The sequence below is a fragment of the Nguyenibacter vanlangensis genome (assembly GCF_038719015.1).
Taxonomy (GTDB): domain Bacteria; phylum Pseudomonadota; class Alphaproteobacteria; order Acetobacterales; family Acetobacteraceae; genus Gluconacetobacter; species Gluconacetobacter vanlangensis.
The window spans coordinates 4,194,668-4,208,592 of record NZ_CP152276.1 but is presented as its reverse complement, the minus strand read 5'-3'; the positions used below and the strand labels follow the sequence as shown (position 1 = coordinate 4,208,592).

Annotated in this window: 13 protein-coding genes; 11 read left to right on the top strand and 2 right to left on the bottom strand. The window is 69.5% G+C overall.

Features of this window, described 5'->3' with window-relative positions; translation table 11 throughout:
• Window positions 1–44: 44 nt before the first annotated feature.
• From AAC691_RS19645 to AAC691_RS19635, 3 genes are read left to right on the top strand one after another with little or no spacing between them, the layout of a single operon-like run.
• Entirely contained in the window at window positions 45–947 is a 903-nt protein-coding gene (locus AAC691_RS19645; protein WP_342628177.1) for a serine aminopeptidase domain-containing protein, read from the top strand.
• On the top strand, window positions 944–1,417 hold the full coding sequence (locus AAC691_RS19640) for a GNAT family N-acetyltransferase (protein WP_342628176.1): 474 nt from the start codon (window positions 944–946) through the stop codon (window positions 1,415–1,417). Before AAC691_RS19645 ends, AAC691_RS19640 begins: the two co-directional genes overlap by 4 nt.
• Before the next feature lie 11 nt (window positions 1,418–1,428).
• Window positions 1,429–2,106, top strand: a complete 678-nt coding sequence (locus AAC691_RS19635; protein WP_342628175.1) for a hypothetical protein — start codon at window positions 1,429–1,431, stop codon at window positions 2,104–2,106.
• A 1-nt stretch (window position 2,107) separates the two neighbouring features.
• Here the strand turns inward: AAC691_RS19635 and AAC691_RS19630 are convergent, their stop codons facing one another.
• Window positions 2,108–2,989 carry a DMT family transporter gene (locus AAC691_RS19630; RefSeq protein WP_342628174.1) on the bottom strand — a complete coding sequence of 294 codons (882 nt, stop codon included), beginning with the start codon at window positions 2,987–2,989 and terminating at the stop codon, window positions 2,108–2,110.
• Between the two features lie 210 nt (window positions 2,990–3,199).
• On the opposite strand from AAC691_RS19630, the gene AAC691_RS19625 reads away from it, so the two are divergent.
• Window positions 3,200–5,476 (top strand): DPP IV N-terminal domain-containing protein, encoded by a 2,277-nt coding sequence (locus AAC691_RS19625; RefSeq protein ID WP_342628173.1) that lies wholly within the window; start codon window positions 3,200–3,202, stop codon window positions 5,474–5,476.
• Window positions 5,477–5,526: 50 nt separating this feature from the next.
• Here AAC691_RS19625 and AAC691_RS19620 read toward each other — a convergent pair whose 3' ends face one another.
• Window positions 5,527–6,099, bottom strand: a complete 573-nt coding sequence (locus tag AAC691_RS19620; protein WP_342628172.1) for a GNAT family protein — start codon at window positions 6,097–6,099, stop codon at window positions 5,527–5,529.
• Between the two features lie 109 nt (window positions 6,100–6,208).
• Here AAC691_RS19620 and AAC691_RS19615 point away from each other — a divergent pair, with 109 nt between their 5' ends.
• The 7 genes from AAC691_RS19615 to AAC691_RS19585 all read left to right on the top strand — a co-directional run bounded on the left by AAC691_RS19615 (window position 6,209) and on the right by AAC691_RS19585 (window position 13,870).
• On the top strand, window positions 6,209–7,813 hold the full coding sequence (locus tag AAC691_RS19615) for an FAD-dependent oxidoreductase (protein WP_342628171.1): 1,605 nt from the start codon (window positions 6,209–6,211) through the stop codon (window positions 7,811–7,813).
• On the top strand, window positions 7,813–8,253 hold the full coding sequence (locus AAC691_RS19610; protein ID WP_342628170.1) for a cytochrome c: 441 nt from the start codon (window positions 7,813–7,815) through the stop codon (window positions 8,251–8,253). Before AAC691_RS19615 ends, AAC691_RS19610 begins: the two co-directional genes overlap by 1 nt.
• Window positions 8,254–8,476: 223 nt before the next feature.
• Window positions 8,477–9,559 (top strand): bifunctional DNA-binding transcriptional regulator/O6-methylguanine-DNA methyltransferase Ada, encoded by a 1,083-nt coding sequence (gene ada, locus AAC691_RS19605; RefSeq protein WP_408906113.1) that lies wholly within the window; start codon window positions 8,477–8,479, stop codon window positions 9,557–9,559.
• 11 nt (window positions 9,560–9,570) lie between these two features.
• The gene (locus tag AAC691_RS19600) at window positions 9,571–10,251 is read left to right on the top strand and encodes a 2OG-Fe(II) oxygenase (protein ID WP_342628168.1); all 681 of its coding nucleotides are present in this window, start codon (window positions 9,571–9,573) and stop codon (window positions 10,249–10,251) included.
• Complete coding sequence (gene alkB, locus AAC691_RS19595) at window positions 10,241–10,912, top strand: DNA oxidative demethylase AlkB (RefSeq protein ID WP_342628167.1); 672 nt, start codon at window positions 10,241–10,243, stop codon at window positions 10,910–10,912. The genes AAC691_RS19600 and alkB overlap by 11 nt, the downstream gene beginning before the upstream one ends.
• 63 nt (window positions 10,913–10,975) lie before the next feature.
• Window positions 10,976–12,256, top strand: coding sequence for an Hsp70 family protein (locus AAC691_RS19590; RefSeq protein ID WP_342628166.1), 1,281 nt, complete (start codon window positions 10,976–10,978; stop codon window positions 12,254–12,256).
• Window positions 12,257–12,511: 255 nt separating this feature from the next.
• Window positions 12,512–13,870 carry a peptide MFS transporter gene (locus AAC691_RS19585; RefSeq protein ID WP_342628165.1) on the top strand — a complete coding sequence of 453 codons (1,359 nt, stop codon included), beginning with the start codon at window positions 12,512–12,514 and terminating at the stop codon, window positions 13,868–13,870.
• The last annotated feature ends 55 nt before the right edge of the window (window positions 13,871–13,925 follow it).

Sequence of the window (13,925 nt, the reverse complement as noted above, 5' to 3'; positions counted from 1 at the left end):
GTCTGTAAAAAGCCTTGCCGAGCGCGGGAAAGGAGAACCGGGCAATGGGCCATGCGATCGGCCATCGCTGCCTGGCGGTACGGGACATCGCGCAGGATGCAATCATCGAGCTGAATCTGCTGTACCCGAGCGGGGACGCGCCGCGCCTGCATCATGTCGGGTCGTACCCCCTGGAACTGGCGCGGGACGGGCGACCGGTTCCGGGACCGCGTGCGCTGGTGGTGCTGTCGCATGGCGATGGCGGTACGCCCTGGGTCCATCGCGACCTGGCTATCGGGCTGGCGCGGCAGGGATTCATCGTCGCCATGCCGAAACATCCGGGCAACAGCCTGAATGACAATGCGCTGGCGGGCAGCCTGTCCAATCTGGAAAATCGCCCGCGCCATCTGCGCCTGTGCGTCGATGCCGCCCTGGCCGACCCGATGATCGGGACGAATCCGGCGGCGCGGGTCGCGATGATCGGCCATTCCATGGGTGGCTATTCCGTGCTGGCGGCGGCCGGCGGCCAGCCGTGGAGCGGCGGGGCCGGCCTGTCCGGCGGCCCGCCGCGGCCGATCGCGGTGACGCGGGACCGGCGCATCGCGGCGCTGGTGCTGCTGGCCCCCGCGACGCGATGGTTCGGCCCGCCGGGCGCGCTGTCGGGCGTGGACATGCCGATCCTGATGCGCTTCGCCGAGCACGATACGCTGATCCCGCCCCGGCTGGCCGATATCGTGCGGCAGGGCGTGCCGGATGCCGGGCGCATCGCCTGCGGGCTGGTCGCGGGGGCCGGGCATTTTTCGTTCCTGAGTCCATTTCCACCCCATCGGATCAGGTCGGATTTTCCGCCGTCGCAGGATCCACCGGGTTTCGATCGGGCGGCGTATCAGGCCGTACTATTGACCGAGATCGGGGAGTTCCTGCGCCGGACGATGAGGATCGACGAAAGAGGAGTCTGCGAAGCATGAAGAATATCCGCAATTTTTCCATTCGCGTCGACGATCTGACCGGCGCGCCGACACGGGCTTTGCTGGCGCTGCATCTGGCGGGCATGCGGGCCGGCACGCCACCCGAACATGTCTTCGCGCTGGATCTGTCCGGTCTGCGCGATCCGGCGATCACGGTCTGGAGCGCGTGGGACGGTGCGGAGATCGCGGCGATCGGGGCCCTGCGGACCATGGATGACGGGACGGGCGAAGTGAAATCCATGCGCACCCACCCCGCGCATTTGCGTCGGGGCGCGGCCGCGGCGCTGCTGGATCATATCATCGCCGAAGCCAGGGCGCGGGGGATGACGCGGCTGAGCCTGGAGACGGGGTGCGGACCGTCCTTCGCGGCGGCGCTGGCGCTGTATCGCCGGCGCGGATTCGTCGATGGGGCGGCGTTCGGGTCTTACGTGCCCAGCACGTTCAACCAGTTCCTGCATCTGGAATTATGAGGCGTGGACAGATGTCTTGGAAAATTTTCGAGACAGGAAGGCGGATCAGCCGCGCGACGATGCTGCCACTCTGCGTGGCGGCCTGCATGAAGCCGGCGACGACGCGCGGCGACGCGAGAGCTGCCCGGGTCATGCCGACGGACCTGGTGCCAGTCACGGTGCGGGACGGCCTGACGATCCTGCATGGCGCGGCGACGGATGGCGGCGACGTGGCGATCTTTCGTACTTGGCGGGATAATGGAAATGCCTGGAGTTATCACGTGTTTCTGGTCACCGAACCGCGCGGGACGGATGGAAGGGGCTGGCGCGTGGTCGGCGCCGATGACGGCCCGGATCGAAAGCGGCCGTTGCGGAATCATCTGACCGATACGCCGCACACCGGGGAAGACGGGACTGCGAGCATACATTTCGCGCGCGGGCGCATCGCGGGGCAGCCGGCGCTGCTGCTGATCGAGGCGCGACGGCAATTGGGACAGGAACCCGCCAACGCCCCCACCCCGAGCGTGATCGATATCTATCGCCTGGTATCGTCCGAGGGCGTGCCGGGCTGGACGCCGGATTATTTTCGCTTCGTGACCGAACTGCGTGATCCGGTCCGGCGCTGCGACGCGGACGCTGCCTTGGCCGCGATGCTGCTTCCGGCCCTGCCGCGCGATGATGCGGGCGCGCGGAACGGTACGGGGTGCTGAATCAGGCGGGGCGAGCGCGGCCGTACATGTTGGTCAGCACGACCCCGGCCATGACGATCGCGCCGCCGATCAGGGTGCGTGGGCTGGGGATCTCGCCGGTCAGGACGAAGGCCAGCACCAGGGTGGCCGGCGGCAGCAGATAGAGCAGCCCGGCCCCGCGCGCCGCCCCCATATGGCCGATGACGAAGGCCCAGGCGGCATAGCCGATCGCCGCGGGGAAGATGCCCAGTTCCAGCACCGCCGCCCAGCAGCGCGCGGGGGCGTGCGGCATGATGGCCAGGGCCTGCGGCAGCCAGGGCAGCAGGCACAGCGCGCCGGCCAGCAGGATGTAGCTGATGCTGGGCAGGGCGCCGTACCGCACCACCAGCCTTTTCTGCAGCGAGGTATAAAGCGCGCCGCAGACGGCCGCGCCGAAGACCAGGGTCGCCCCCGAGCCGAACGCGATGCCGCCGATCTGCCCCTGGGCGATCAGCACCACCCCCGCGAAGCTGAGCAGCGATCCCCCCCAGCCCCAGCGCGACAGGGTCTCGCCCATGGTCGCCACCGCGATCAGCGCGGCCATGAGGGGGGCGGCGCTGATGAGCAGGCTGGCGGCGCCGGCCGATACCGTGACCTCGCCGCTGTTGAACAGGACATTGTACAGCGCGATGCCGATCACGCCGCAGGCCAGGATGCGCGGCAGGTCGCGCGGCGCCGGCAGCGGCGGGCGCGCCCAGGCCAGCCAAGCGGCCGCCAGCACCGCCGCCACGCTGTAGCGCATCGCCGCCAGGGGCACGGGCGGCAGGTCGCGCAAGGCGATGCGCACCACCGGATAGGCGCTGGCCCAGGACAGGATGGCGATCGCGGCGATCAGGGGAAGCAGGCGGACGAAGGGGTTGGGCATGGGCGGATGTTTCGATCAGTGAGGACAGCAGCCTCATATCCGAGCGGCGCGTCCCGTGCGAGGGGGTGAAGCCGCGCGATGGCGATGGGATCGGCAGCGCCCGGAGGATCTCGTTTCCCGGACGATTTCGTTTCGTTGCCGCGTGACCGCTTGCGCCGCGTGGTGCGGGGCTTCATCGTTCCGTCGATCTGAACGAACCATGGACCATTCATGAAGAACGCACTGCAAAGAGGGCGCGCCCGGCGCCTGGGACGATATTTGGCGCTCGGCCTGCCGGGGCTGGTCCTGGCGGCCGGCGCCGCCGCAGGGGCGGCAAACGCCGCGTCCGGGAGCGGAGGGCAATGTTACGCCGATCTGGCGGCGACGCGGAATTTCACCCTGGGCCTGCCGCGCCACGCGCAGCCGACGCCGGACGGGAAATCGGTGCTGTTCCTGCGCAGCGGCCCGCGTGAGACCAGCCTGCATTTGTGGCGCTATGACCTGGCCGGCAGCCGCGCGGTCGAACTTGCGCGGCCGGCGGACGGGCCCGAAAAACTCTCGGTCGAGGAGAAGGCGCGGCGCGAGCGGGCGCGGATGTCGCTGACCGGCATCACCGATTTCGCCCTGTCCGACGACGGGACCACCGCGCTGGTCAGCCAGGGGGACCGGCTGATGCAGGTGGCGGTCGCCGGCGGGCAGGTCACCGACCTGCCGGGCCGGGGCTGGATCGCGCCGCGCCTGTCGCCGGACGGACGGCAGGTCGCGGCGGTGCGCGACAACGACGTGTATGTGATCGGCCTGCGCACCGGACGCACCGCGGGGCGCCCGGTGCGGCTGACGCGCGGCGGCAGCGAGACGCTGACGCACGGGCTGGCCGAATTTGCCGCCGCCGAGGAACTGAGCCGGCCGGACGGGCTGTGGTGGGCGCCCGACGGGCAGACGCTGTTGTACGAGGAAGCCGATATATCCGGCGTCGAGCGCCATTACATCGCCGACCCCGAGCACCCCGCGACCCCGCCGGTCGAATTCCGCTATCCCCGCGCGGGGACGGCGAATGCGCGGGTGCGGCTTGGCCTGGTGTCGCGCACGGGCGGGCCGACGCGCTGGGTGGCGTGGGACAGCAATGCCTTCCCCTATCTGGCGCGGGTGGTCTGGCCGAAAGGCCGCGGCGCCCTGTCGCTGGTGGTGCTGAACCGCGCGCAGACCGAGGAACGCGTGCTGCGCGTCGATCCGGCCACCGGCCGGGTCGCGACGCTGCTGACCGAGCATGATCCGGCCTGGATCAACATCACGCCCTCGGGCGAGGGGCGCGGGCACGCCCTGCCGCGCTGGCTGCCGGATGGCAGCGGCTTTCTGTGGGCAGCCGAGCGTGGCGGCGCATGGCGGCTGGAACTGCGCCATGCCGACGGCACGCTGGACCACGCGATCACGCCGCCGGACCTGCCCTTCGTCTCGCTGGACGATGTGGACGCGGCGGGCGGAACGGTGACCGTCACCGCCAATCCGGACCGGACACAGAACGCGGTCTATCGGCTGGGGCTGCGCGGGGGCGCGCCGGTCAGGCTGACGCCCGAGCCGGGGCTGCACGCCACATCGTTCGCCGAGGGCGGGCATGCGGTCTTTACCGACGCCATGATGGGCGCGGACGGCAGCGCCGCGACCGTGGTGCGCGACCGCGACGGCCATGTGCTGGCCACCCTGCCCGGCGTGGCCGAAACCCCGACCCTGGCGCCGCATATCCAATATACCCGCGCCGGGGCGCTGGACATGGATGCGATGATCATCCGCCCGGCCGCTTTCGTGCCCGGGCGGCGCTATCCGGTCGTGCTGTCGGTCTATGCCGGGCCCGGATACAAGCAGGTGCTGCAGGCGCCGCGCCAATATCTGGAAAGCCAGTGCCTGGCCGATCACGGCTATATCGTCGTCAGCCTGGACGGGCGCGGCACGCCGGGGCGCGACCATGATTGGGAACGGGCGACCAAGAACGACCTGATCGACCTGCCGTTGCGCGACCAGGCCGACGGGCTGGCGGCGCTGGGAAAACGCTATGCCGAACTGGATCTGTCGCGGGTGGGCGTCTATGGCTGGTCGTTCGGCGGGTATTTCACCGCGATGGCGACGATCCGCCGGCCGGATGTCTTCAAGGTGGGGGTCGCGGGCGCGCCGCCGGCGGATTTCGCCGATTACGACACGGCCTATACCGAACGGTATCTGGGCACGCCGCAGGACGATCCGCAGGGCTACGCGGCCAGCAACGTGCTGACCTATGCCGCGCAACTGTCGCGACCGCTGCTGATCATGCACGGGCTGACCGACGACAACGTGTATTTCGAAAACACGATGAAGCTGACGCAGGCTTTCATCCGCGCCGGGCGTCCGTACAACCTGCTGCTGCTGCCGGGCACGCATATGCTGACCGACCCGGCGCTGCGCACGCACGTGGATGAGGCGCGCGAATCCTTCCTGGCGGCAACGCTGAAGATCCCGACCGCCGACACGATGCGCTGATTCCGGGCCGGCAGGGGGCCGCGACGGATCGCATCCCCCTGCCCCCGGTTTCAGCCTGGAACCGGGTCGTCTACCGGGTCGTCCGACAGGCGGGCCCAGCGTTCATGGTCGCGCCAGGCCGCGTCGATCTTCAGATAGCGGGGGGAGAATCCCTCCTGTCGGAAACCGGCGCGGCGCACCAGGGCGATCGAGGCCAGATTGCCGGGCTGGATATTGGCCTCGACCCGGTGCAGGCCCAATTCGTCGAAGGCATGGGCCAGGGTCAGGCGCAGCGCCTGCGTCATCAGCCCCCGCCGCGCATAAGCCCGCATGCCGTAATAGCCCAGATACGCGCTGCAAAACGCACCCATGGCGATCTGGCTGAGGGTGAAGACCCCGATCACCCCGCCATCGCCTCCATGGCGCGCGACCAGCCCCACGGCGGAACCGGTGGCGCATTGGGCGAACCAGGTATCGAACCCGTCCGGGTCGGTGAAGGGCCGGGCCCAGGGGGCATGATAATCGCGGCTGTCGCGATTGGCGCGGATCAGGTCCGAAGCGTCGGCGCGCGCAACGGGGCGGAGCGTAAGCACGGTCATGACGACCGCATAGGACAGATCGCGCCGTACTTCCAATGCCGCCATGCCGGAGCGTCGCGCACCCGCTGTTGCGGAAATGGCCCGCAGGCCATATCGAAGACCGAAACGAGACGCCCGAGATCGGCGCCCGAGATCGACGAAGGACCGTAACAGGATGACCAGCAGCCCGGAATTTGCGCCGCAGACGCGGCGCCAGCTTCTGTCGCGGATCGGCGCGGTGGGCGGGTCGGCCGCGCTGTATCAGGCGATGACCGCCCTGGGCCACGCCGCCGGGCGCGATTTCGCGGGTCCGCCCAGGCTGGATGGCGCCAGGCCCGGCACGTCGGTGCTGGTGCTGGGCGCGGGGCTGGCGGGCATGCTGGCCGCCTATGAGTTGCGCAAGGCCGGCTATTCGGTGCGGATCCTGGAATATCAGGACCGTGCCGGCGGCCGGAATTTCAGCCTGCACGGCGGCGACCGGTTTACCGAACTGGGCGGCGCCACGCAGAATATCGGCTTCGCGCCCGGAAATTATTTCAATCCCGGTCCCTGGCGCATCCCGTACCACCACCAGGCGCTGCTGCATTATTGCCGGGCGTTCGGCGTGGCGCTGGAACCGTTCGTGCAGGTCAATTTCAACGCCTATGTCCATGCGACGGGGGCCTTCGGCGGGCAAAAGCAGCGCTATCGCACCATCGCGGCCGATTATGCCGGCCATACCTCGGAATTGCTGGCCAAGGCGATCGACCAGCACAGGCTGGACCTGCCGGTCGGCGACGACGAGCGGGAGCATCTGCTGCAGGCGCTGAAGGCGTGCGGCATGCTGGACGGAACATTCGCCTATACCAAAAGCGTCATGACGTCGCAGCGCCGGGGCTTTGCCAAGCCACAGGGCGGCGGCCCGGACGGCGCGCCCGTGCCGTCCGACCCGCTGCCGCGCGACGCGCTGATGCGGTCCGGGCTGTGGCTGGCGCTGGCCACCAATGCCAGCCTGGACCACCAGACCACGATGTTTCAGCCCGTGGGCGGGATGGACCAGATCGGCAAGGGGTTTGCCCGCCAGGTCGGCGACCTGATCACCATGCGCTGCCGGGTGACGGCGATCCATCAGGATCAGCACGGCGTCAGCGTGTCCTATATCGACGAGGCGCACGGCAATGCGCCGCGCGTGGCGCAGGCCGATTATTGCGTCTGCACCATTCCGCTGTCGGTGCTGTCGCAACTGGACGTGCAGGTCGGCGGCCCGATGAAGGCGGCGATCGCCGCCGTGCCCTATCTGTCGTCGGTCAAGATCGGTCTGGAATTCAACCGGCGCTTCTGGGAGGAAGACGAGCAGATCTATGGCGGCATCAGTTTCACCGACCTGCCGATCAACCAGATTTCCTATCCCAGCACGGGCTATTTCTCGCGCGGCAAGGCGGTGCTGCTGGGCGGCTACATGTATGAGGATGCCGAGGCATTCCGTTTCGCGGGCCTGAGCCCGGCCGAGCGGATCGAGGCGGCGCTGGCCCAGGGCGCGGTGATTCATCCGCAATACCGCAAGGAATTTTCGACCGGCGCCGCTGTGGCATGGAGCCGCGTGCCCTGGACGCTGGGCTGTTGCGCGCTGTGGAGCGAACAGGCCCGCAAGATGCATTATCGCGACCTGTGCGCGATCGATAACCGCCTGGTACTGGCCGGCGAGCATGCCTCATTCTTCGGATGCTGGCAGGAAGGGGCGATCCTGTCGTCGCTGGACGCCGTCACCCGCCTGCATCGCCGCGCGATCGGAGCCGCCTGATGATCCGTCTGAACCACTCATTGCCGGCGCTGATCCTGCTGGCCGCGCTGATCTCCCCCGCCCTGTCCGTTCCGGCACGGGCCGACAGCGCGGACGCCATTGCCGGGCGTGCGATCGCCACCAATGATGGCGGCGCGATCTATCGCACACTGTGCCAGGGCTGCCACATGGCGGACGGACGCGGGGCCGCAGGGGCAGCGCGTTTCCCGGCGCTGGCGGGCAATCCCAAGCTCGCGGCGGCAGGCTATCCGGCCTATGTCGTGCTGAACGGTTTCGGCGGCATGCCATGGTTCGCCGACAAATTGTCGGACACCCAGGTGGCCGCGGTGGTGAACTACGTCCGCAGCCATTTCGGCAACCATTATGCCGATACGGTCGGCCCCGCCGACATTGCGCCCCAGCGCCCGGCTGCCGAAGCGATCCGGCCGGATATCGATTGAGGCGGTTCTTTTTGGATATGCGGCACGGCATGGCGCAGGATGTGCGCCAGGAATTTGCGCCGGATGGTGGCGATGGTGGGCGACGGCGCCAATATTCCCTCGATCCGGATGGGGGCACGCCGCGCGCACCGGGTGAAATTCGGGAGCAGGATCCGGGATGCGGGGCCACCGGCGAGACGGCAGGATCGAGGGCATGGACATCACGACAGACGGGATGCAGCCGATGGATATGCCCCTTGCCGTCCGGCCGGTGCCGGAGACGACCGATCAGGACCCGCGCTGGCGGCGGATCGTCGCACGCGACCGTGCGGCGGACGGATTATTCTGGTACGCGGTGACGACCACGGGCGTGTATTGCCGCCCGTCCTGCCCGTCGCGCACCGCCCGGCCCGAGAATGTGCGCATCTATGACAGCCGGGAGGCAGCACGTGCGGCGGGTTTCCGCGCCTGCCGCCGCTGCCGTCCGGATGCGGCCCCCGTGGCGGAGGCGTGCGCGATCGTCGCCGCCGCATGCCGCCATATCGAACAGGCCGAGACCGTGCCCACGACCGAGGAACTGGCCGCCGCCTGCGGATGGAGCGTGGCGCATTTCCATCGGACGTTCCGTGCCGAGACCGGGCTGACGCCCCATGATTATGCCGCCGCCCATCGCGACGGGCGCCTGCGCGCGGCGCTGGCCGGCGGAGCCACGGTAACCGCGGCGCTGTACGAGGCGGGATTCGGATCGAGCAGCCGGTTCTATGCGCATGCGGACCGGGCGCTGGGCATGCAGCCGAGCGCCTATCGCAAGGGGGGTGCCGGAGAGAGCCTGCATTTCGCGGTCGGACAATGCGCGCTGGGGGCGATCCTGGTGGCCAGCAGCGAGCGGGGCGTGTGCGCCATCCTGATGGGGGACGCGCCCGACGCCCTGCTGCGCGATCTGCAGGATCGGTTTCCGAAGGCGACGCTGATCGGCGGCGACGCGGAGTATGAGCAGCGGGTGGCGCAGGTCGTGGCATTCGTCGAGGCGCCCGGAACCGGGCTGGACCTGCCGCTGGACATTCGCGGCACGGCGTTCCAGCGCCGCGTCTGGACGGCGCTGCGGGCGATCCCGCCCGGACAGGTCGCGACCTATCGCGACGTGGCCCGGGCGATCGGTGCGCCCCAGGCGGTGCGCGCCGTCGCCGGGGCCTGCGCCGCCAATGCGCTGGCGGTGGCCATTCCCTGCCACCGGGTGGTGCGTACCGACGGGTCGCTGTCGGGCTATCGCTGGGGGATCGCGCGCAAGCGGGCGCTGATCGCCCGAGAGGGCGCGGTGCTGCCGTGACGGATGCCGGCATGATGCAGGCAGGACTGGCCGAGGGCCTGAACGCCCGGGGCTGGGCGGTAATGCCCGGGCTGCTGGACGCCGCGCAGGCCGCGGACCTGGCGGCGCTGTATGATGGCGCGGACGGGTTCCGCGCCCGGGTGGTCATGGAACGGCACGGGTTCGGGCGCGGGGAATACCGGTATTTTTCCTATCCGCTGCCGCCGCTGGTCGCGCAATTGCGGCAGGCACTGTATCCGGCGCTGGCCACCATCGCCAATGACTGGCAGGCGCGGCTGGGCCAGGCAGCGCGATTTCCGGCGCGGCACGAGGATTTCCTGCAGGCATGCCATGCGGGGGGACAGTGCCGGCCGACGCCGCTGCTGCTGCGCTATGGGCCGGGGGATTATAATTGCCTGCACCAGGATCTGTACGGTGCGCTGGTCTTTCCGTTGCAGGTCGCCATCCTGCTGTCGCAGCCGGAGGTGGATTTCACCGGCGGCGCCTTCATCCTGACCGAGCAGCGCCCGCGCATGCAGTCCCGGGCCGATTGCGTGCCGCTGCGGCAAGGGGATGCGGTGGCGTTTGCCGTCCATCACCGGCCGGTACGGGGCGCGCGCGGGCCATATCGCGTGACGATGCGCCATGGGGTCGGCACGGTGCTGTCGGGGCGGCGGCATGTGCTGGGGATGGTGTTTCACGATGCCGCGTAGGACGGGACGGGAACCGGAGGGGCTGGGGGAACTGGACCTGGGCCCCGGCCCGGACGAGGTGCTGGGACCGGGGGCGATCAGGCTGGCGGGCTTCGCGCGCGCGGCGGCGGCGGACCTGCTGGCCGCCATCGCGGACATTGCGGATCTGGCGCCCTTTCGCCGCATGTCCACCCCGGGCGGGCGGATGATGTCGGTCGCCATGACCAATTGCGGCGCCGAAGGATGGGTGTCGGACGCGCGCGGCTATCGGTACACGCCAGAGGATCCTTTGTCGGGCCGGCCCTGGCCGGCCATGCCTGCGCTGTTCGGCGCGCTGGCGGCGCGGGCTGCGGCGCGGGCCGGGTTTTCCGGCTTCCTGCCCGATGCCTGCCTGATCAACCGTTATGAGCCCGGGACGCGGCTGACGCTGCATCAGGACCGCAATGAGCGCGATTTCGGCCAGCCGATCGTGTCGGTGTCGCTGGGCCTGCCGGCGATCTTCCTGTGGGGCGGGACGGCGCGCGGCGATGCGGTGCGGCGCGTGCGGCTGGCGCATGGCGACGTCGTGGCGTGGGGCGGGCCCGCGCGCCTGGCCCATCACGGGATCCACACGCTGGCCGAGGGCGAGCATCCGGCGACGGGGCGGGCACGGCTGAACCTGACCTTCCGCCGGGCGGGATAGCCCGCCGGAACGCCTGGAATGGGCGGGTGGACAGGATGGACGGCCGCGCCTATGCACCGCCGGATGTCCAGCACCGCGCCCTCCCCCCGCGCCCGGATCGGCATCGATTTCGGCACCACCAACAGCGTCGTCGTGGTCGCGACCCCGGATGGCGGCACGCGGACGGCGCGGTTCGCCTTTCCCGGACATGCGGAATCCGAAACCTGCCGCACGCTGCTGTGCCTGTGGCAGGAGGAAGAGCGCGGGCGGCTGATGCTGCACGAGGCGATCGGCGCCGCCGCGATCGATGCCTATCTGGACGATCCGGCGGAAAGCCGGCTGATCATGTCGATGAAATCGTACCTGGCGCAGACCTCGTTCAGCGAGACGCGGCTGCTGGGGCGGCGCCTGACACTGGAAATGCTGGTCGGGCAGTTCGTGGCCGGATTGGCGCGCGCGGCAGGGGTCGATCCGGCGCAGGCGCAGGCCATTGTCGGGCGCCCGGTGCGCTTTGCCGGCGATGCGCCCGACGATGCGTTCGGCGAGCAGCGGCTGCGCGACGGATTCCGCGCGGCCGGGTTCGGCGAGATCGCGGTGGCGCTGGAGCCCGAGGCCGCGGGCTGGCGCTTCGCGCAGCGACTGCAGGCGCCGGCCACCATTCTGGTCGGCGATTTCGGCGGCGGCACCAGCGATTTCTCGGTCCTGCGCTTCGACCCGGCGGCGGGGCGCGCCGTTCCGCTGGGCCATGCCGGGGTGGGGATCGCGGGCGACCAGTTCGATTACCGGATCATCGACCGGGTGGTATCACCCGAACTGGGGCGCGACGGCACCTATCGCATCATGGGCGGCGCGCCGCTGCCGGTGCCGATCGAATGGTATGCCAGCCTGGCGCGCTGGCACCGCCTGTCGCTGATGCGCACGCCGCAGACCCTGCGCGCGATCGCCGAGGTGGCGCGCACGGCCTCCGACCCCGCGAAACTGAATGCGCTGGCGATGCTGGTCGCCGACCAGCAGGGGCAGGCGCTGTATCGCGCGGTCGGCGCGGCGAAGAGCGCATTGTCGGCCGCCGACAGCACGGTCCTGCGCTTCAGCTACAAGGACATCCGGATCGAACGCGCGATCGCGCGGGCCGAGTTCGAATCCTGGATCGCGCCGGACCTGGCGCAGTTCGATGCCGCCATCGGCGAAGCCCTGGCCAACGCGGGACTGACCGAGGACGGAATCGACCGGGTGTTCCTGACCGGCGGCACGTCCTTCGTCCCGGCGGTGCGCGCCCTGTTCGTCGACCGGTTCGGCGCGGCCCGGGTCGATCGGGGCGGCGAATTCGTCTCGGTGGCCGAAGGGCTGGCGCTGATGGGCCGATAGGGCCGGGGGGCATGCCGAAGCAGATCGTCACATCCAGCGCGTCGCGCGCGCCTGTCGATCTATAGCAGCATCAGCTACAACCATTCGGTCCATGCCGACACCATCACCTGCGGCGGCACCGCCTATCCGTTGGCCGGCAAATATGTCGTGAACGGCACGACCGGTCTCTGATGGCCGGGGCGCCACAGGTGATGCCGGGTCGCCGGCATCGATTGCAGGAGGGCGGACCTTGCGTGAGAGGGCATATTTTCCGGCATGCTGGGCAACGGGTTGATGCCGGCGCCGGGCGCGAGACCGTCGCCGCGCATCCTGTTCGGCCATCCGCCGGGACTGGTGCTGCTGTTCCTGGTCGAGATGTGGGAGCGGTTTTCCTTCTACGGCATGCGCGCGATGCTGATCGTCTACATGACGGCGGTGGTGCTGCCGGATGCGCCGACGCATGTCGCGGGATATCAGGCGGTCTGCGCCCTGCTGCATCTGGACCCCGCACAGGCCGGAACGGTACGGATCTCGTCCGAACTTTATGGCGTATATTCGGGATTCGTCTATCTGACGCCGCTGCTCGGCGGCCTGCTGGCGGATCGCCTGTTCGGCAAGCGGGCCACGATCATCGGCGGCGGCCTGCTGATCGTGGCGGGGCATCTGTTGCTGACCACGCCGCGCTGGTTCCTGGCGGCGCTGCTGCTGATCGTGGTCGGCACGGGCGGGGTGAAGGGCAATATCGCGGCGCAGATGGCGGATCTGTACGAACCGGACGATCCCAGGCGCGAACGCGGCTTTTCGATCTTCTATGTCGGGATCAATATCGGGGCCACCGCCGCCCCCCTGGTCTGCGCCCTGCTGGCCGAGAGGGCGGGGTGGAACGCGGCCTTCATGGCGACGTCGGCGGGCATGATCCTGGGCCTGGCGCTGTATGTCCTGGGGGCCCGGCATCTGCCGGAACGGCAGGCCGAATGGGCGGCGTCGCGCGGCCGCCGCGCCGTCTCGGGCGGCCACCCGGCCGCGTTGCTGACAGTGCTGAGCATATCGTCCGTTTTCCTGTGGATCAGCTATGAACAGCAGGCCAATGCCCTGGTCCGCTGGCTGGGCACCGGCCCGTCGGATATCGGCATGGCATGGCTGCAGGCCATACCGCCGGCCATGGTGCTGATCGGCACGCCGGTCCTGACCCTGCGCTGGTCCGCGCAGGCACGTGCCGGGCGCGAACCCGGCCCCGGCACGAAGATGCTGATCGGGGCGGCGATCATCCTGGCGATGCAGTGCCTGCTGGGCGCGCTGTCGGTCGTGCTGGGCGGCCGGGCGCCATCACCCTGGCTGGCCGCGCTGTATTTCGCGGGCTGGGAAGTCGGCGACCTGTATTTCAGCCCGGCGGCGATGGGATTGTTCTCGCGCCTGGCAAGGCCGGGATACGAATCGATGACGATGGCGGTATGGTATCTGACCATATTCGCCGGCAATCTGGCCAGCGGCTGGATCGGCGGCATGTGGGGCAGCGTCGGAATTTCGGCCTATTGGCTGCTGATCGCGGCCCTGACCGCCGTGGGGGTGGCCGCCATGGCGATCTGCCGGCCGCTGATCATGCGCACCCCGCATGCCGTCGTCCAGGACGCCTAGCATCCGGGCGACTTTTTTCCTTCTTGTCGTTTCAAGATCCTTTCACGATCGGCAT